The 19602-nt window shown below is 60.6% G+C and carries 13 protein-coding genes; 9 read left to right on the plus strand and 4 right to left on the minus strand.

Translation table 11 applies throughout. The features are described 5' to 3' along the window. Positions 1-24: 24 nt before the first annotated feature. From ACW9HX_RS13120 to ACW9HX_RS13140, 5 genes are all read left to right on the plus strand, one after another. The gene (locus ACW9HX_RS13120; protein ID WP_457380945.1) at positions 25-3192 is read left to right on the plus strand and encodes an ATP-binding protein; all 3168 of its coding nucleotides are present in this window, start codon (positions 25-27) and stop codon (positions 3190-3192) included. Positions 3193-3213: 21 nt separating this feature from the next. Next, entirely contained in the window at positions 3214-3861 is a 648-nt protein-coding gene (locus ACW9HX_RS13125; RefSeq protein WP_457380946.1) for a response regulator, read from the plus strand. Between the two features lie 107 nt (positions 3862-3968). Next, complete coding sequence (locus ACW9HX_RS13130; RefSeq protein WP_457380947.1) at positions 3969-4556, plus strand: fimbrial protein; 588 nt, start codon at positions 3969-3971, stop codon at positions 4554-4556. A gap of 72 nt (positions 4557-4628) precedes the next feature. After that, complete coding sequence (locus tag ACW9HX_RS13135; protein WP_457380948.1) at positions 4629-5378, plus strand: fimbrial biogenesis chaperone; 750 nt, start codon at positions 4629-4631, stop codon at positions 5376-5378. 85 nt (positions 5379-5463) lie between these two features. Next, a complete protein-coding gene (locus tag ACW9HX_RS13140; protein ID WP_457380949.1) occupies positions 5464-7953 on the plus strand; it encodes a fimbria/pilus outer membrane usher protein in 2490 nt (829 codons plus the stop codon). On the opposite strand, the gene ACW9HX_RS13145 is transcribed toward ACW9HX_RS13140, so the two are convergent. The 3 genes from ACW9HX_RS13145 to ACW9HX_RS13155 all read right to left on the minus strand — a co-directional run bounded on the left by ACW9HX_RS13145 (position 7950) and on the right by ACW9HX_RS13155 (position 14065). Then, positions 7950-11624, minus strand: a complete 3675-nt coding sequence (locus tag ACW9HX_RS13145; protein WP_457380950.1) for a translocation/assembly module TamB domain-containing protein — start codon at positions 11622-11624, stop codon at positions 7950-7952. The two genes, ACW9HX_RS13140 and ACW9HX_RS13145, sit on opposite strands and share 4 nt — an antisense overlap. After that, on the minus strand, positions 11621-13348 hold the full coding sequence (locus ACW9HX_RS13150) for an autotransporter assembly complex protein TamA (protein ID WP_457380951.1): 1728 nt from the start codon (positions 13346-13348) through the stop codon (positions 11621-11623). Before ACW9HX_RS13150 ends, ACW9HX_RS13145 begins: the two co-directional genes overlap by 4 nt. A gap of 66 nt (positions 13349-13414) precedes the next feature. Further along, on the minus strand, positions 13415-14065 hold the full coding sequence (locus ACW9HX_RS13155) for a GNAT family N-acetyltransferase (RefSeq protein WP_457380952.1): 651 nt from the start codon (positions 14063-14065) through the stop codon (positions 13415-13417). Between the two features lie 174 nt (positions 14066-14239). On the opposite strand from ACW9HX_RS13155, the gene xthA reads away from it, so the two are divergent. After that, a complete protein-coding gene (gene xthA, locus ACW9HX_RS13160; RefSeq protein WP_096822294.1) occupies positions 14240-15052 on the plus strand; it encodes an exodeoxyribonuclease III in 813 nt (270 codons plus the stop codon). Between the two features lie 204 nt (positions 15053-15256). Then, entirely contained in the window at positions 15257-16591 is a 1335-nt protein-coding gene (locus ACW9HX_RS13165) for a substrate-binding domain-containing protein (RefSeq protein ID WP_457380954.1), read from the plus strand. Between the two features lie 143 nt (positions 16592-16734). Here the strand turns inward: ACW9HX_RS13165 and ACW9HX_RS13170 are convergent, their stop codons facing one another. After that, positions 16735-17964, minus strand: a complete 1230-nt coding sequence (locus ACW9HX_RS13170) for an acyl-CoA dehydrogenase (protein WP_457380953.1) — start codon at positions 17962-17964, stop codon at positions 16735-16737. 176 nt (positions 17965-18140) lie between these two features. On the opposite strand from ACW9HX_RS13170, the gene ACW9HX_RS13175 reads away from it, so the two are divergent. Then, a complete protein-coding gene (locus tag ACW9HX_RS13175; RefSeq protein ID WP_085690039.1) occupies positions 18141-19085 on the plus strand; it encodes a LysR family transcriptional regulator in 945 nt (314 codons plus the stop codon). A 55-nt stretch (positions 19086-19140) separates the two neighbouring features. Further along, positions 19141-19542, plus strand: a complete 402-nt coding sequence (locus ACW9HX_RS13180) for a MerR family transcriptional regulator (RefSeq protein WP_085690041.1) — start codon at positions 19141-19143, stop codon at positions 19540-19542. The last annotated feature ends 60 nt before the right edge of the window (positions 19543-19602 follow it).

Raw genomic sequence — 19602 nt, forward strand, 5'->3', positions numbered from 1 at the left:
CTTCATTGCTGGCCAGGCGTTGTAATGCCACGTCCGAACACCTTCCTGGAGAAACTGGCCAGCAGCTCGTCACGTTTGAACAAGTCGCTACTGGTGCTCGGTGCTCTGGTTCTGCTGTTGCTGGGCATCAGCTACCTGGGGGCGATGCGCATCATCGAAGAACAGCGCGATACCTTGCAGTTTCACTTTGCCCGACTGATGGAGAACATCCGCGAACAGGAAGTGTTCCTGCAGGACATAGCCCGGGAAAGTGCCAGGGACGAGCGGCTACCCACGTCTTCGTTACCACCCTACATACAGAAGCCCCTGCCGGATGAAGGTCCGAACATCTACGAGGGTCGCGGCCTGCCGTTTTCGCTGCCCTACAGCCTGCAGATCAATCCGGACAGGATTACCCCCGATCAATACTCCAAAGTCTTCGCACTGGGCACCCACCTCGCCGCCTACTACAGCGCGTTCTGGTCAGCGTCGCACTATCAATCGCCGCAGGTCATCCTGATCAACGGCCCCGACAACTTTGATGTGGCCGTGCCAGCCACCGGGAGATTGCGCGGAGCGCATAAGACGCAACTGGGCCATCTGGTCGAAGTGATGACCCGCTTGAACAACCGCATGCACGAGCAAGGCTCGACCCTGCCCGATATTCAAGTGCACTGGGAACCCTATGTCTCCACCGAGGACGACAAGAGCGCCCCGACCTTGCTGGCTTACGTGAACATCAACCTGGCCAGCACCGCGCTGAACGTCACGGGTGCCGACACCTGGGTCGTGCTGGGCTCGCTGCTGAACCTGTCCCAGGTCAACAACATTGAACGCTTGATGCAGTGGTCGATCTACGACGACTTCACCTTGATCACCCCGGGCGGTGTGGTACTGACCGGCGCCCTGAAACCCGGCCAGGTGCTGGCTGAAGGGGTGAATTTCACTCGCGACGGTATGGTCTTCAAACTGAGCAGCCCCGGCGAACAACACTGGACGGGGATCTACGTCATCAGTGTGCAAAGTTTCCTCGATTACGCGCTGTGGCCATTGCTGTGCCTGCTCGCACTGGTGCTGGCGGTGCTCGGTTGCAGTCGGGCGGTCAATCGCTGGTACCGGACCCGGGTCATTCTGCCCGCGCAAAGCGCGCACGCCAGCATCGCCGAGAGCGAGGCGTTCAGCCGTGCCGTGATCGACACGGCGCCGACCGGTCTGTGCGTGATCCGTCGCAGTGATCATCGCGTGCTGCTGGAAAACCAGCGCGCCCGGCAATGGCACGACAGCAGCCGTTTGATGAGCCTGCTCACGTCGCATACCGAGGCCGGCCATGCGGATCTTGAAATCAATGGACGTCACCTGCATGTCGCCTTCGTGCCCACCCGCTATCAGGGCCAGGATGCCTGGCTGTGTGCATTGCATGACGTGACTCGACATGTCGAAGACGCGGCAGCGCTGGACGATGCGCGCCGGGCCGCCGACTCGGCGAATCAGGCCAAAAGTCGGTTTCTCGCCACCATGAGCCATGAGATTCGCACCCCGCTATATGGCGTGCTGGGCACCCTGGAATTGCTCGGCCTGACGTCGCTCGCCCCGCGCCAGCAGGATTACCTGGATACCATCCAGCGATCCTCCACGACATTGTTCCAATTGATCAGCAATGTGCTGGATGTGTCGAAGATCGAAGCCGGGCAGATGACCCTCGAACCTCAGGACTTCTGCCCGCTGGAACTGACCGAGGACACTGTGCGCACCTATAGCGCCTTCGCCCGCTCCAAAGGCCTGCAACTCTATGCGTGCATCGACGCGACGCTGCCGGATCGTTTGCGCGGCGATCCGTTGCGGATTCGCCAGATCCTCAACAACCTGCTGAGCAACGCGATCAAGTTCACCGATAACGGCCGCGTAGTGTTGCGGGTACGGGTGCTGGAAAGTGTCGACGGCCGCGTCAACGTGCAGTGGCAGGTCAGCGATTCGGGGGTGGGCATTTCCAGAGCGCAACAACAGCAATTGTTCGACCCTTTCTATCAGGTCAACGACGCCACCGAACAGGCCGGCGCCGGTCTTGGTCTGGCCATTTGCAAATGGCTGTGCGAGTTGATGGAGGGCCAGTTGAACGTGGTCAGTGAACCGGGACTCGGCAGCAGCTTTACCCTGCAAATCGCACTGGAACACGCACCCGGCGAATTGACCGATTGCCCTGCCTTCAGCCCCGGCATTCCCGCCGTTTATGTACGTGCCCAGGTCACTGAGCTGGCACACCACCTGATTGCCTGGCTCAACCGTTTCGGCCTCGACAGCCGACCGCTGACAGCCGATACACCCGCGTCCTCGGCGCTGCTGATAGAGCTTGCGCCACTCGCCGACACCCTGCCCTGGCCCGGTCCACGAATCATCGCCGCCCCCGACGGCCCCAATCCGTCACAGTTGCGCGGTGTCGACCGGGAGGTCGATGCACACGATGTTCGCGCGATTGCCCGGGCGATCTACCAGACCCTGCACGGCGCCGATACCGACAATCAGCCTTTGCCGCCGGAAAAGACCCGGCGCCTGAATCTGCAAGTGCTGGTGGCGGAGGACAATGTGATCAACTCGGCGATCATCAAGGAGCAACTGGAGGTGCTGGGCTGTTCTGTCGTCGTCACAGCCAACGGCGAACAGGCGCTGGCACAGTGGTCGCCCGGTCGCTTCGATCTGGTCCTGACCGACGTGAACATGCCGGTCATGAATGGCTATCAATTGGCCACGGCATTGCGGCAACAGGATCAGACGTTGCCGATTATTGGCGTCACCGCCAACGCCTTGCGCGAAGAAGGCGAACACTGCGCCGCCGTAGGCATGAACGCCTGGATGGTCAAGCCACTGAACCTCGCCACCTTGCGCGCGCACCTGGAGAAACATTGCAAGATCGCCCTACCGGCAGCCAGCGCCGCGCCGATACAGCTGTCGCCGAAAATGCGCGAACTGTTTGTCACGACCCTGCGCCAGGACATACACACCACCCTGGCAGCACTGGACAGCGCCGACGCCAATCGCGTAGCCCAGCAACTGCACAGCATGGCAGGTGCGCTGGGTGCCGTGCAGGTCGAAGCCCTGGCTACAACGTTTGTCGAGCTGGAGTGTCGCTTGAACGGCATGGCCGTGACCCGCGCCCTGGACCTGGAAGTCCGCCAGAACCTGGCCCGGCTGACTGATTTACTGGACACCCTTGAATAATTTCACTCTGGATAATCACCCATGGATACCCTCAACGTTGTCATTGCCGATGACCATCCCATCGTTCTGGTGGGGGTACGTGAGCTGGTTGAGCGGGACAGACGCTTTCGCGTGGTGGGCGAAGCAGTTTGCTCCAGCGAGCTGATCAACCTGCTGGAAAACCGGCAGGTGGACCTGGTCATCACCGACTTCAATATGCCCGGAGACTCACCCTACGGTGATGGCCTGAAACTGGTGGAGTACCTGACTCGGCGCTTCCCGGCCGTCCGGGTGCTGGTACTGACGATGATTTCCAACCCGCTGATCCTGACCCGCCTGCAAGAGCTGGGGGTGCTGGCGATCATTCAGAAAAACCGGCTGCATAACGAAATCGAAACGGCGCTCAAGGCCATTGCCCGGGGCAATCCGGTTCCCAGCTTCGGGCCACCGGCCACATCGGTGATGGACGACGGTGCGGACCTGGACGAGAAATTTACCCGACTGTCCCCCAAGGAACACGAAATCCTGCGCCTGTTTGTCTCGGGGCAAGGCGTCAACGAAATTGCGCGAGGTTTGAATAGAAGTGCAAAAACCATCAGCACTCAGAAAATATCAGCGATGCGCAAACTGGAAGTCACCAGCGACCAGGACTTATTGACTTACTGCCTGGAGCGCAACTTGTTCAACTAACTTTACATACAACCAATATACGACCTGGCCACTTCTAGGAATCGTCTGATGTTCCACCAGGGGCCCGCAACTTATCGTGTTGTTTTCACCCAACCAAGGTAAACAACATGAAAAAACTGCCTCACACACTTCTGGCTCTTTCGCTGTTCGCTACTGCCGGTATTGCCCTGGCAGCCGAGGTCACCCCTACCAAGGCAGGCAGCGGCACCATCAACTTCACCGGCACCATCAACAACGATGCCTGCTCCGTTGAGGGCGCCGGGAAGAACAAAACCATTTCCGTCGACATGGGCGAAGTGTCGATCAAGGACATGGGCACAGCCACTGCGCCGAAAGGCAATGGCACCCTGAGCGTCGAGAACTTCGACATGAAGATCAACTGCAACGCCGGCACCAAGGTCGCGATGATCTTCGAACCGACCAAGGGTGCAGGTTCGGGCATAGAACCCGGCACCAAAGTGTTGCGCCTGATCGACGGTTTGGGGGCTGCAAAAGGTATCGGCATTGCATTGCTCGATTCCAACGGCGCCGTGATCGACCTGAGCTCACCGTCCACGGCGAAAATCGAAAACACCCTGCAAGACAGCAACACCACACTGAAATTCTCGGCGGCGTACGTCACCACCGCCGATCCGAAACTGGCCGTTGCCGGTCGCGGCGACGCCACCCTGCCGTTCACGCTGCAATACGAATAACCCGCGCGAACATCCAAGCCTGGTGCGGGGCCAAGCGGCCCTGCACTCTCATTCAATAGCGCGGTAACCCTCATGTCTTATCGTCACTCATTGTCCTTTTGCGCAGGCCTTCTGGGCCTGTTCATGGTTGATCAGGTCCAGGCCGGCATTTCATTGAGCAGCACCCGCCTGGTCTTCGACGGCCAGCACAAAGAAGCCGGGATCACCGTGCGCAACAGCGGTGAAGATGTATTGATCCAGTCCTGGATCGACACCGATGCCAGCGAAACCGCCGCTGTACCGTTCGCCGTCACGCCGCCACTGGTGCGCGTCAGCGGGGACGAACAGCAGATATTGCGGGTGATCTACGAAGGCACGGGCATGCCGACCGACCGCGAGTCGGTGGTGTGGCTCAACGTGCAGGAAATTCCCCAGGCTACGAAAACCAAGAACACTTTGCAGCTCGCTGTGCGCCAGCGTATCAAGGTGTTCTTTCGTCCGGCGGCGCTGAAAAACAACGCCTACCTGGCACCGAGCGAACTGACCTGGCGCCTGACCGAGAGCGCCGGCAAAAACCTGCTGTTGGTGAACAACCCCGGCCAGTACCACGTATCGATTGCCGATATAACGCTGCAATCGGGTGCACTCAGCGAACATCCCTTTGATTCAATGATGATCGCTCCCGGCGAACAAAAAGAGTTCAATCTCAAACAACTTAAGCACACCAATAACGCACGCCTGTCATTCAGCAGCATCAATGACTATGGCGCACAAGACCGTTATGCCGCGCAACTGTCCAGCAGCGCCGAAACCCGAGCCAGTTTGGATAAAGAATCCCCATAACTTGAGTGCCGCTGTCACGGCTGCACTTTCACTGTATTTCTCTTCGCTCCGTTAGTTCGTATCGGAGGTGATATAGGGTTCCTGCATGTTTTTACTCAAGCGAGACGGATGGGCGCCATTTTCGGTTGTCCTGGTTTTCAGTTCCGCCTGCCTGGCCGATGGCGATGAACAGTTCAATACCTCGTTTCTGCAAGGTGCACCGTCCTCTGTCGACCTGCAATCACTGCTCGCCACCAGTCGCGTGCTGCCTGGCATTTACCGGGTAGACCTCTACGGCAACGAGACACTGGTCGGCCGCCGCGATATCGACTTCCGTCGCCATCCGGGCACGGGCAAGGTCGAGGCCTGCCTGACCCTGGAAATGGTGCAGCAATTGGGGGTCGACATCGGCAAACTGCAGGCCGCAGGCAAACTCGTTGGCGATGATCCGAACGCCTGCCTGGACCTGCCCGCGTTGATCGATCACGCCACCGTGCGTTACGACGTACCACGCCTTCGGCTGATGGTCAGTGTCCCGCAAAGCGCGATGGAACGCGGCCGGCGTGGTTATGTCGACCCGGCCTTGTGGGATGAAGGCGTGCCCGCCGCGTTCATCAACTATCAGTTGAGCAGTAACCGCAACAGCACCCAGGCGCAAAACTCCCTGTCCAACAACGTCGGCTTGCGCAACGGAATCAATCTGGGCGGCTGGCGCTTGCGAAACGAGTCGAACTTCAACAGCAGCACCGGCCGCCCCAGCACCTTCAAAAATAATCGCAGCTACTTGCAACATGACGTTACGGCCTTGAAGGGGCAGTTCAGCGCCGGGGATATTTTTTCGGATGCCGACCTGTTCGACAGCGTGCGCTATCGCGGCCTGAAACTGGCGTCCGACGACGGCATGCGTGCCGACAGCGAGCGTGGCTATGCACCCGTGATTCGCGGCATCGCGCAGTCCAGCGCCACCGTGGAGATTCGCCAGAACAACTACATCCTCTACACAGCCAATGTGCCGCCGGGACCGTTCGAGATCAGCGACATCTACCCCAGCGGCTCCAACGGAGACCTGGAAGTGACGATCATCGAGGCCGATGGCCGGCGCCGGGTGAGCGTGCAAGCCTTTTCCAGCCTGCCGATCATGGTGCGCCAGGGCCAACTGAAGTACAGCGTTTCGGCCGGCCAGTACAACAGCAACAGCGATGAGCAGAAATCGCCGCAGTTTGTCAGCAGCACCCTGGCCTATGGCGTCAGCAGCAACCTGTCGGCGATCGTCGGGCTACAGGCGACGGAAAATTTCCAGGCGTTGTCCGTGGGTGCGGGTCGTAACACGGCCATCGGTGCGGTATCGCTGGACGTGACCCACTCCGCCAGCCGTACCTTCGCTCAGACGGTCACAGGCAACAGCTTGCGCGCCCTGTATGCCAAGACGTTTACCGGCACCGACACCAACTTCACCCTCGCCGCGTACCGCTATTCGACCGAGGGCTATCGCACCCTCACCGAGCACGTCGAGGAACTGAGCAGCGAGGGAAAACCACGCACCGGCAACTCGAAAACCCGCACCGACCTGACGGTCAACCAGAGCCTGGGGCGCAACCAGGAATATGGCAGCGTCTACATCAACGCCAGCGACCAGCGTTACTGGGGACGCGGCGGCTCGCAAAGCCTGTCGGCGGGTTACAGCAACTATTGGGGCGATGTCAGCTACAACCTCGGGGCCACGTACTCCAAGGATGTCGGTAACTACGGGCCGGCGAACAATGACACTCTGATCAACCTGTCCGTGTCGTTCCCTCTGGGCTCGAAACCCCGAGCGCCGCGGGCCTTTGTCTCGGCCAGTTCGCAGAAAGGCAACGACACCACCCAAATGGGCATCAACGGCTATCTGTCGGAAGACAGCGACACCTATTACTCGGTGCAAGGCGGTAACAGCAGCACCGGTGGCAACAGCGGCTCGGTCAACCTCAGCACCCGTACCTCGGTGATGGACATCAGCGCCGGCTACAGCCAGGGACGCGGGTACAACTCGCAAAACCTGAACCTGGCAGGTTCGATCGTCGGCCATGCTGGCGGGATCAACCTGGGGCAAACCGTGGGTGAGACATTCGCGCTGGCGCAGGTCGACGGGGTGGAAGGCGTGAAAATCGGCAGTTTCTCAGGGGCCAGGACCGGTAGTAACGGTTTCGCGGTGGTGCCCAACGCGCAGCCTTATCGCGTGAACTGGATCAACCTCGACACCCGCGACCTGGGCGGTGATATCGAGATCGACAATGCGACCCGGCAAGTGGTGCCGCGACGTGGCGCTGTGGTGCTGGCCCGTTACGCCAGCAAGACCGGACGGCGTGTGCAGTTTGCCTTGTTCGACGCACAGCACAAACCGATCCCGTTTGGCGCGTCGCTTGAAGACAGCGCCGGCAAGCAACTGGCAATCTCTGACCCTGGCGGCAAGGCACTGGCGCTGGTTGAAGCCGACGCCGGTACCCTGATCATCCACTGGCAGGGCCAGCGCTGCGAGGCGCCTTACGCGTTACCGGAACGCAACAAGGCAGTGAACTATGAGCGGGTGTCGCTGGTGTGTACCCCGCAAGTCCCTTAGAAATCCCGCTTGTAGAAGATATCCAGCGAACTGGCCACGCCGCTGGCGGCTTCCAGGTAAACCTTTTTGCTCAGCTTGTAGCGCAAGGCGATGGTGTTGGCCGGTTCGAACACGCCGACGCCGTAACGCAAGCTGAGCTTCTCGGAGATGTTGCCGCTGGCCACCACGCTGGTGGTGTTGCCGCTGCCCTGGGTATCGAGCTGGAAATCCTGAATGCCCAGATCCTTGGCCAGACCGCTGGTCACCCCGGAACTGCCCATCAGGCCCAGACCGAGCGCCGCTTGCGCGAGCATGTTGTTGTCCTCGCCCGTAGTACTCAGCGGACGCCCCAGCACCAGATAGGACAAGGCCTGTTCCTGGCTCATCGCCGGCTCCGAGAAAATCTGCGTGGTCGGCTGTTCGGCGCTGCCGCTCAGGCGGATACCGGCGATCACATCGTCGGTCTGGCGGATCGCCTCAATGTCCAGATAGGGCTGATCGATCGGCCCGGCAAACAGCAGACGCGCGCGGCGCACCGTCAGGCGCTGGCCGTAGGCGCGGTATTTGCCGTCGTTGAGCCACAGCTCGCCACGGGTGTCCAGGTTGTCGCCGATGTGCACGTGACCTTGCAGGTTGGCGGTCAGGCCGAATCCGGCGAAGCTCAGTTTGTCCTCGCCGACCACCACGTCGATGTCCATCTTCATGGCCATCGGCGGTTTGCCCTCTTCCGTCTGCGCGCCGACGATGATCGTGTCATCGGAGACTTTCACCGTCGATGGCGGCAGTTCGCGCACGGTGATTTCGCCTCTGGGCACCAGCACCTTGCCGGCAATCGCCAGCTCATCGCCGGCCATGGAAATCTTCAGGTCCGGCGCCACTTCAAGCTTGGCATAGGGTTCGACGGTGACCGGCAATTGCGTGCCCTTGAGCGCCAGATCCACCACCAGCGCCTGGCCCCAGGCAACATTGCCGCTGAGGCTGCCCTGCCCGGCCTTGCCGCTTTTCCAGCCGCCGTTCAGTTGCACGGTTTCCCCGGCGATCACCGCTTGCAGTTGCAGCGCCTGCAACTCCAGCGGCAGTTCCGGGCCGGACACTTCGCCGTCGCTGAGCTGCACCGTGCCGTTAACCTGCGGCGCAAGCAGCCCGCCGGAAATTGTGCCGCTGCCGTTCAGGCGCCCAGTGAGTTTCTCGACCATCGGCACAAACGGCCGCGCCACCGACAGGTCCAGCCCGCTTAAGCGGAACGAGCCATTCAGCGGTTTGTTCTTCGGCAGTGGATTGAGCTGCGCCTGCACCATCAGTTCACCGAGTTTGCCACCGACGAAGTTGAGGTCGGTGTCGATGCGTTTCGGTGTGAGTTTGCTGGTGAGCTTGAGGGTCTGGTACGGGAAGTCCAGCCACTGATCCTTTTCCTTCATGCGCAAGGTGCCGCCGCTGGCGTCGACGCTGATCTGGCCGTTCGGGCCGCTGGCCGGCAGGTCCAGTTGCAGATCGGCGTTGAGTTTGCCCTGCCAGGCGAAATCCTTGGGCAGCCATTGCGCCAGGCTTTCGATCGGGAACTGCTTGAGGTGGTAGCGCAGCTTCGGTTCCGGCATCAATCGCTGGTCTTCGCCGCAAAGGCTGGCATTGCCGGACAGCCAGCAATGGGCGCCGAAGTTGATCTTGCCGTCAACCAGACGTTCGAGCTTGGCCGGGTTTTGCAGTTTCCAGTCCTGGCCACCGGCCTGAATGTCGCCGCTGGCCAGGCGCCCGCGCCAGTTGCCCTTGTCCAGATTACCGTCCAGGCCCAGCGCCAGTTTCAGCTTCGACCCGAGCAGGTCGAGGTTGAGTTTTTGGCTTTTGATGTCGCCCTGAGCGCTGGCGGTAAGGGTGCCCAGAGATGTGTCGCCGGCCTGAATGCCGCTGCCCTTCAAGTCGATTTTCGCCCGCTGCGCGCTGTCGAGGGTGGCATCGAGGTTGAGGCTTTGCAGGCGATTGTCCTGGAACACCAGTTGCGAGCCTTGCAGGTCGAGCTTGCCTTGCGGTGCTTTCAGGGTGCCGGCCACGTCGACCCGACCGTTGATCTGCCCGCGCAGCTGCGGCCAGAGCTGGGCCAGACGCGGCAGCTTGATGTCGATCTGCCCGGTGAGCCTCTGTTGCAGGCTGCCCTTGCCGTTGATGCTGTTGTCGCCGAGGCGGACTTGCAGGGCATTCAGATTCCACTGTTCGCCCGCGCCGTCAGCCTTGGCTTGCAGCACCGCCGGTTGCCCGCGCAGTTTGCCTTTGAGGTCGAGGTCGGCGTTGAGGCTCAGGCGCTCGTTCTTCATTTCGCCTGTGCTTTTCAGCGGCCCGGCCAGTGTGCCCGGTAGCTCTGCCATCCAGTACGCCGGGTTGAGCGCGGACAGTTCCAGCGCCGTGTCCCAGGCGATACCGTCGGCGAACTGCACATTCACATGCCCTTCGGCCTTGCCCTGCCCCGCTTCGAGTTTGAATTGCGGCAGGAAGATCTGCTTGAGGTTGCCACTGAACGGGCTGCTAAGGCTGAACGCCCCGGCCGGGCCGTCCAGCGCGGCGGCGAAATTGCCGAGGTATTGGCCATCGGTGTAGGAGACTTCGCCGGTGAACGTGCGCAAGGCGACTTGCGGCTCGTCGATCTCGGAATAGAGCCGATGCCACGGAAAGTCCTGCCAGTTGATGTTCGCCTGGGCGCTGAGGCCTTTGCTCCAGTCGACGTTGCCGGTGAGCTTGAGGCTTTGCTTGTCATTGGCGGTCAGGTCGAGACCGGCGATTTGCGCGCCCTTGGCATCGACCTTGCCCTTGAGCAACAGCGCCACCGGGCCTTTTTCCGCAGGCAACGTCGCATTGCCGAGCAATAGGTAACCGTTTTTCAGGTCACCTTCGCCGGTCAATACCAGTTGGTTGAGTTGCAAAGTATCCGGCAGGTCGGCGCTCGGTTTGAACGCCTCCGAAGTGATGCGCACCTTGGCCGGCAGGTTTTCCGCCAGCGGTTGCAGCTCGCCGCTCAACTGGCCGTCGAGGTAGCCACGGCTGTCGGCATGCAGGTTCAGGGTCTTGAGCAGATCGCCGTCGACTTTGAGTGCCAGTGTCCATGGACCAGTGCCCGGAGACGGCAGGGTCAGATCACCGGCGATGTTCAGCGGCCAGTTGCCGGTCGGTTGCAGCAGGCCGGACAGGTTCAGGCTCAGGTCGTCACGTTGCAGTTTCACGCTGTCGATCTGCATGCCCTGGGCAGTCCAGTGCGCCGCCAGTTGCAGGCCCTTGAGCTGTTCGCTGCCATTGAACAACAGGCTGCCGACCTGAACGTCGCCCAACTCGATGGCCACGGGCAATTGCAGATCCGGCAACTTGATCGGGCCGCTGTCGGTGGTTTCTTCGCCGGGCGGAAATTGCAGGCTGACGGTATCGGCCTTGAGCTGCTCGATGCACAGCGTCATGCGCGTCAGGCACAGCGGCGACCATTCGAAGATCGGCTTGCTCAACTCAACGCGACTGCTGTCTTGCTGCCACAACAGATGATCGGCGCTCCACTGCCCGCCGAGGCGACCCTGGAAGTTCTCCACGCTCAAACCCGGCACCAGCCCCAGCACCCAACGACTGCCGGCCTGGGTTCCGAGCACAGCGGTGATGCTCAATACAATCAGCAGCACCAGCGACAACAGCGCCAGCGCCGACATTTTCAAACCACGCTTCACAGCTCAGGCCCCATGGAAAAGTGCAGCCGGATGCCGCCATCGTCGTCCAGCGCATGGGCCAGGTCGAGGCGGATCGGCCCCACCGGCGAAACCCAGCGCACACCGATACCGACCCCGGTCTTGAGGTTCGGCAGTTCGAGTTTGTTGAAAGAGTTGCCCTGATCGACGAAGGTCGCGATCCGCCATTTTTCAGCGATCGAATATTGATATTCGACGCTGCCGGCAATCATGTAGCGCCCACCGATGCGGTCGCCCTCGGCGTTTTCCGGGGACAGGCTCTGATAGTCGTAGCCGCGCACGCTCTGATCGCCACCGGCGAAGAAGCGCAGCGACGGCGGTATGGATTTGTATCCGTTGGTGGCGCTGCCGCCGACCTGCACCCGCCCGAGGAAACGGTGATTGTCGAACACCGTGGTCAGGCCTTTGATCAGTGCGGTGCCATATAAAAGGTTGGTGTCCGAAGCCAGACCTTCCTTGGCCACCTTGGACTCAAACGTCAGGCGATAACCATTGTGCGGGTCGATGCGGTTGTCGCTCTTGAGGTAGGAATAGCTGATGCCGGGCATCAACAGGTTGCTGAGACCGGAGTCGTCGCCCAGTTGATATTCCTCACGCTGCCATTTCAGCGAGATCACCCGCTGCCAGCCGCTGGGCAACTTGCTGTGCCACTCCGGGCCGAAGGTCAGCAGTTTGCTGAGGGTGTCGGAACCGTCGATGTTTTCGTACTGATAACCACCAGCCCAGCGCAGTTTGTCGGTCAGCGGCGGGTCCAGCGGGATGTCGTAGAACAGCCCGACGTTCTGCCGTGGCGCCGAGAGTTCGGCTTCCCAGCCGTAGCTATCGCCTTGCGGGTTGACCCAATGGCGAGTCCAGTTGGCCTTGATTCGCGGGCCGACGTCGGTGGAGTAACCGAGCCCCAGGCCCATGGTGCGCGGCTTGCGGGTTTCGAGTTTGACGTCCACCGGGATCACGTCGTTTTTCGCGGCGGTCGGCGCGGCGTCGACCCGCACGCCTTCGAAATAGCCGCTCGACTGCAGGTCACGATTGAGTTCGGCGATCAACTCGGAGTCGTAGGGTTCGCCGGCCTTGAACGGCACCATGCGTTGCAGCAGGTCTTCGTCGAAAGGCGTGTCGCCCTCGAAACTGACGTTACCCAGCGCATAACGCGGGCCGCTTTCATAGATCAATTCAACATCGGCGACCCCGGCACGGGGATCGACCATCAATTTCTGACTGGTGAAACGACCGCTGAAGAAACCGTAGCGCGAGGCCTGATTCTGAATCAAACGCTTGGCGTCTTCGTAACGGCCATGGTTGAGCACCGCGCCGGGCTTGAGCACGTCGCTTTTCGGTACGCGAAAGGATTTGAGGGCGGCCGCGGGTCCGTCGACACGCACGGTGACATTGCGCAGGCGAATCGGCTCGCCGGGATCGATGCTCAGCACCAGGCGCGGTTTTTCGCCGCCCTTCACGTCACTCTCGATGTGCGGCTGGTAGTAGCCCAAGGCCTGGGCGGCCTTTCGCGCCTGCTCTTCGGCACCGCGACTGAAGCGCTGCAAGGCTTCTTCGTCACGATCGCCGAGGCTGCCGATATAGCCTTCTATATTGGCCTTGAGTTCATCGTTGGACGGTTTGACCCGCACATCCAATTCACTTTGCGCCAGCGCCGCGCAGCTGGTTAACAGCATGAGCACGCCACTGGTAAATCTTCCTGGAAACTTCATAGGCGCGGATGCTATCACGGGCTTGGGAGCGTGATAGAACAGGAAATTTCCCAAAAAGTTCGATGGTTATCCCGTTGCAGTTTGTAACACCTGCGGGTTGGCGTGGAAAAACACATGCTCACGCACCGGTCCGACAGCCACTTCACCGATTTCCTCGTAGCCCTGACGCTTGTAGAACTCCAGGTAGCGCGGGTTGCCGGTGTCGAGGATGACGCCTTGGGAGCTTTCATTCACCGCGCACCAGTTATGTACCGCTTGTAACAATTGTTCGCCGAAGTGCTTGCCCTGAAATTGTGGATGCACACCGAGCAGCGGCAACATGTGCACTGAATCAGTCGGCACGCAGGCCTCAACGGCGGCGTGATATTCCAGGTAGCGCCGGGTGCAGCGGAAACCGGTGCTCAGCACCATGCGCAAACGCCAGGCCCAACTCTCGGTAACGCCCAGACGCCGTTGCGGCGGCGCGATCAGGGCGATGCCGATCAAGCGATCATTGACCAACAGGCCGATGGCCGGCAGATCCTGCAGGAAGTGCTGCTTGACCAGTTCCCGCACCGTGGCGCGCACCCGTTGCTCGTAACCCGGACGTTCGGCTTCGAACAGGTAAGCGAAGGTCGGCTCGTGGCGGTAGGCCTGATAAAGAAGGGATCGCGCTTCCCGGGAATAGCCGCGGTCGAGCATATGAATGTCGGCAATGGCGGTTTGGGTTTCAGGCATGACGGTGATTCTCCCTGGACGGGACTCAACAGGCCCCGTTCTTGTTATACGAGCCTTGGGCTGAAGGGATCGTTCCCACACCCGAAAGACATTAGCAGCGCATATGGACTACCGCCACGCTGGCCCAGATCCTACATGTCAGCTAGCATCGCCCTTTTGCCAGGACTGCCGACCATGAAGATCGTTTCCTTCAACATCAACGGACTGCGGGCTCGCCCGCATCAGCTGGCGGCGCTGATCGAAAAGCATCAGCCGGACGTCATCGGCCTGCAGGAAACCAAGGTCCACGACGACCAGTTCCCGCTGGAAGAAGTACGGGCCCTGGGTTATCACGTGTATTTCCACGGCCAGAAAGGCCATTACGGCGTTGCCCTGCTCTCGCGCCAGGAGCCGATTGCCGTACACAAAGGCTTCGCCACCGATGAAGAAGACGCGCAGCGGCGCTTTATCTGGGGCACTTTCGCCGACGCCAACGGCGTTCCAGTGACGATCATGAACGGCTATTTCCCACAGGGCGAAAGCCGCGACCATCCGACCAAATTCCCCGCCAAGCAACGCTTCTACAGCGATCTGCAAGCGCTGCTGGAAAGCCAGTTCAACAATGAACAACCGCTGGTGGTGATGGGCGACGTCAACATTTCCCCGGAAGACTGCGACATCGGCATCGGCCCGGACAACATGAAGCGCTGGCTGAAAACCGGCAAATGCAGCTTCCTGCCGGAAGAGCGCGAGTGGATGGCCCGCCTGAAAAACTGGGGCCTGACCGACAGCTTCCGCCACCTGAACCCGGATGTGACCGACACGTTCAGCTGGTTCGACTACCGCAGCCGCGGCTTTGAAGACGAGCCGAAACGCGGTCTGCGGATCGACGTGATTCTGGCGTCCCATGGCTTGCTGCCACGGGTGAAAGCCGCCGGTGTCGACTATGAACTGCGCGGGATGGAAAAACCTTCGGACCATGCGCCGATCTGGCTTGAGTTGAGCTGATCGCGCAATCAGCTCAAATCTAATGTGGGAGCGAGCCTGCTCCGGGCGGCGATCCGACGATAGCGTCTATCCAGTCGCCACTTTCGGAGACTGACACATCGCAATCGCCAGCAGGCTGGCTCCCACATTGGATCACTGTCATTTTTCAGAAACGTCCCTGACTTAATCTCCCCGGCAATCCCCTTGGCTGCAATCGGTGCCGGCATGACCCTGCGCGTTCTGTTCGTCTTTCTCCTGAGTGCCTGGCTGCAGGTTTCGGCCGCGGCATTGCCCATTCCCGAGAACGGCCCGGTCCTGCGCATTCAGGGTTCCAACACCATTGGCGCGGCGCTTGGACCGGCACTGGTGGAGGGTCTGCTCAAAGAACAGGGGCTGTTGAAAGTTCACAGTGAAACCCCGGACACCGCCAACGAACAGCGGGTCGTCGGCCTCACGGCTCAAGGAAAACGGGTCGTGGTGGAAATCGCCGCCCACGGTTCCAGCACCGGTTTCACGGCACTGAAAAACAACAGCGCCGATCTGGCCGCCTCTTCTCGTCCGATCAAGGACAGCGAACTCGCCAGCCTGCAATCTCTCGGCGACCTGAAAAGCCCCGGTGCCGAACAAGTCATCGCGATCGATGGCCTGGCGATCATCCTTCACCCCGCCAATCCGCTGAATCAATTGAACACCGAACAACTGGCGCGCATCTTCAGCGGCGAAGCCAAGACGTGGGAAGAACTCGACGGCAAGGGTGGGACGATTCATCTGTATGCGCGGGATGATCAGTCCGGCACCTACGACACATTCAAGGAACTTGTCCTCAGCCGTCGTGGGAAAACCCTGAACAGCTCGGCCAAACGCTTCGAATCGAGCGAACAATTATCCGACGCCGTGAGCGCTGATCCCCAGGCCATCGGCTTCATCGGTTTGCCCTATGTGCGCCAAGCCAAGGCCGTGGCGATCGTCGACGGGCAATCCCAGGCCATGCTGCCACTGGCCAGCCTGATTGCCACCGAAGACTATCCGCTGTCCCGCCGACTGTTCTTCTATTTGCCACCCGACAATCAGAATCCGTGGGCCGCAGCCTTGGTGGATTTTGCGCAGAGCCGTCAGGGCCAGGCGATTGTCGCGGCCAATGGTTTTATCGCCCAGACCGTGCACGCCATCTCGGTCACACCGAATGCGCTGATGCCCGAGGGTTATCAATCCCTCAGCCGCCACGCCCAGCGTCTGACGGTGAACTTCCGTTTCGAAGAAGGCAGCGCCAGCCTGGACAACAAGGCCCGTCAGGATCTGGCCCGGGTATTCGACTATATAAAGCACCACGACAAGACCGACCGCGCGGTAACACTGGTGGGATTTGGCGATGCCAAGGACGACCCGGCCCGGGCGGATTTGCTGTCGAAGTTGCGGGCGATGGCGGTACGCCGGGAGCTGGTGAAGAACGGCGTGGTGTTGCGCGAGGTGCGCGGGTTTGGCGCGTTGATGCCGGTGGCGACCAACAGCGGGGATGAAGGCAGGATCAAGAATCGGCGGGTTGAGGTGTGGGTTTACTGAATCTGATGTTGATGCGTTGCAGGTACTGACGCCTTCGTCGGATCGCCGCCCGGACCAAGCCCGCTCCCACAGGTGTTTCTGGTATTCACGACAATGCGTTCACCGGAGATCCCTGTGGGAGCGGGCTTGCCCGCGATGCGGTCTTAATGACCGCTTCGCAGCATTTCCTTCGGCACATACTTGCCGATCTCGAACTTGCCGATCGCCGCGCGGTGCACTTCGTCCGGGCCGTCGGCCAGGCGCAGGGTGCGTTGCATGGCGTACATGTAGGCCAGCGGGAAATCGTTCGACACCCCTGCCCCGCCATGGATCTGGATCGCCCGGTCGATCACCCGCAAAGCCACGTTCGGCGCGACGACCTTGATCTGCGCAATCTCGCTCTTGGCGACCTTGTTACCCACGGTGTCCATCATGTACGCCGCTTTCAGGGTCAGCAGGCGTGCCATGTCGATTTCCATGCGCGAGTCGGCGATCTTGTCGACGTTACCGCCCAGACGCGCCAGCGGTTTGCCAAACGCGGTACGGCTTACCGCACGTTTGCACATCAGTTCCAGCGCACGCTCGGCCATGCCGATCGAACGCATGCAGTGGTGAATCCGGCCCGGGCCCAGGCGACCTTGGGCGATTTCAAAGCCGCGTCCTTCACCGAGCAGGACGTTTTCGTACGGCACTCGCACGTTGTCGAACAGCACTTCGGCGTGACCGTGGGGTGCATCGTCGTAACCGAATACCGGCAGCGGACGGACGATCTTCACGCCGGGGGTATCCACCGGCACCAGAATCATCGAGTGCTGGGCGTGACGCGGAGCATCGGGGTTGCTCAGGCCCATGAAGATCAGGATCTTGCAGCGCGGATCGCAGGCGCCGGAGGTCCACCATTTCTTGCCGTTGATCACCCACTCGTCGCCATCGCGCACGGCACGGGCGGCCATGTTGGTGGCGTCGGAGGATGCGACGTCCGGCTCGGTCATGGCGAACGCCGAGCGGATCTCGCCGCGCAGCAGCGGTTCGAGCCAGCGTTGTTTCTGTTCTTCGTTGGCGTAACGCACCAGCACTTCCATGTTGCCGGTGTCCGGCGCCGAGCAGTTGAACGGCTCGGGGCCCAGCAGCGAACGGCCCATGATTTCCGCCAAGGGCGCGTATTCGAGGTTGGTCAGGCCGGCGCCCAGTTCCGACTCAGGCAGAAACAAATTCCACAGCCCTTCGGCCTTGGCCTTGGCCTTGAGCTCTTCCATGATTGCGGTCGGCTGCCAGCGGTCGCCCTCGGCAACCTGCCGTTCGAACACGGCTTCAGCCGGGTAAACGTAAGTGTCCATGAACGCGGTCACGCGCTCACGCAGTTCCTGAACCTTGGGCGAATAAGCGAAATCCATGAGCAATTACCTTTTTTCGGCAGGTTGTTTAGGTCATGCAATCGATGCTAGAACAGCGCTGATAATTTACCTAGCCTATTCTCGGCGTGTATAAACATTCATCACCGATATATGATTGGTTGATTTTCCTGGCCGCCCTGACCCGCGCCATCCACCTATAAAAAGAGAGCCGCGTAATGAATCTGAGCAAGGTCGACCTCAACCTTTTCATCGTCTTCGACGCGATCTACACCGAAGCCAACCTGACCCGCGCCGGGCAGATCGTCGGCATTACCCAGCCGGCGGTGTCCAACGCATTGGCGCGGTTGCGCGAGACCTTCAACGACCCGCTCTTCGTACGCACCGCCCAGGGCATGGTGCCGACGCCCATGGCGCAGAACATCATCGGCCCGGTGCGCAACGCGCTGTCGCTGTTGCGGGTATCGGTTCAGGAAAGTCGCATTTTCAACCCTTCGCAAGCGGTCAAGACCTACCGCATCAGCATGACCGACCTGACCGAAGCGGTGATTCTGCCGCCACTGTTCCAGCGCCTGCGTCGTCTGGCGCCGACGGTGATCATCGAAAGCTTTCTGTCCAAACGCCGGGAAACCACCAAGGAACTGGCCGCCGGCCGTCTCGACTTTGCCGTGGATGCGCCGCTCAACACCGACCCGCAGGTGCGCCACGTCAAGCTGATGGAAGACCGTTACGTCTGCGCGATGCGCAAGGGTCATCCGCTGGCGACCAAGGAAAAATTCACCCTCGACGACTACCTGTCGCTGACCCACATCCATATTTCCAGCCGGCGCAGTGGCCTGGGCCATGTCGATCTGGCGCTGGGCAAAATGGGCATCCAGCGCAAGATCGCCCTGCGCTCGCAGCACTATCTGATGGCGTCCCAGGTGTTGCAGCAGACCGACATGGTGATGACCGTGCCGGAGCGTTTCGCCCGTCGCCATGACCTGCATGCGTTCAATCTCCCGGTCAACGATGTGCCACCGGTGGAAACCCATTTGTACTGGCACGAAAGCACCGACCAGGACCCGGCCAACCGCTGGATGCGCGAGCAGATGATCGAGTTGTGCCAGCAAGTGACAGCCCACGAGAAGAAGCTCGACAAGCTGCAGGCGTCCGCTACTTGACGTAAACGTCAACCTGCCATTAGCTTAGCGCCAAGACCTTATTTCGAGCGCTTTCATGAGCAGCCAGACCTACAGCATTTCCGACCTCGCCCGCGAGCTGGACATCACCACCCGGGCGATCCGCTTCTACGAAGAACAAGGCCTGCTCAGCCCCGAGCGCCGAGGCCAGGAACGCATCTATTCGCCGCGCGACAAGGTCAGCCTGAAGCTGATCCTGAGGGGCAAACGCATCGGTTTTTCCCTGGCCGAATGCCGCGAGCTGATCGAGCTCTACGACCCCTCCAGCGGTAACACCAAACAACTCAACAGCATGCTGGCGAAAATCAGCGAACGCCGGGAACAGCTCGAACAGCAATTGCTGGACATCGAACAGATGAAGCTGGAACTCGACACCGCCGAAGAACGCTGCGTGCAGGCGCTGGAGCAGACGCTGAAGAGTCAGCAATCAGTTCAGTAATCCAAATAAATCCCAATGTGGGAGCGGGCTTGCTCGCGAAAGCGGTGTTTCAGAAATAGA

Source organism: Pseudomonas sp. SDO52101_S400 (assembly GCF_054071635.1).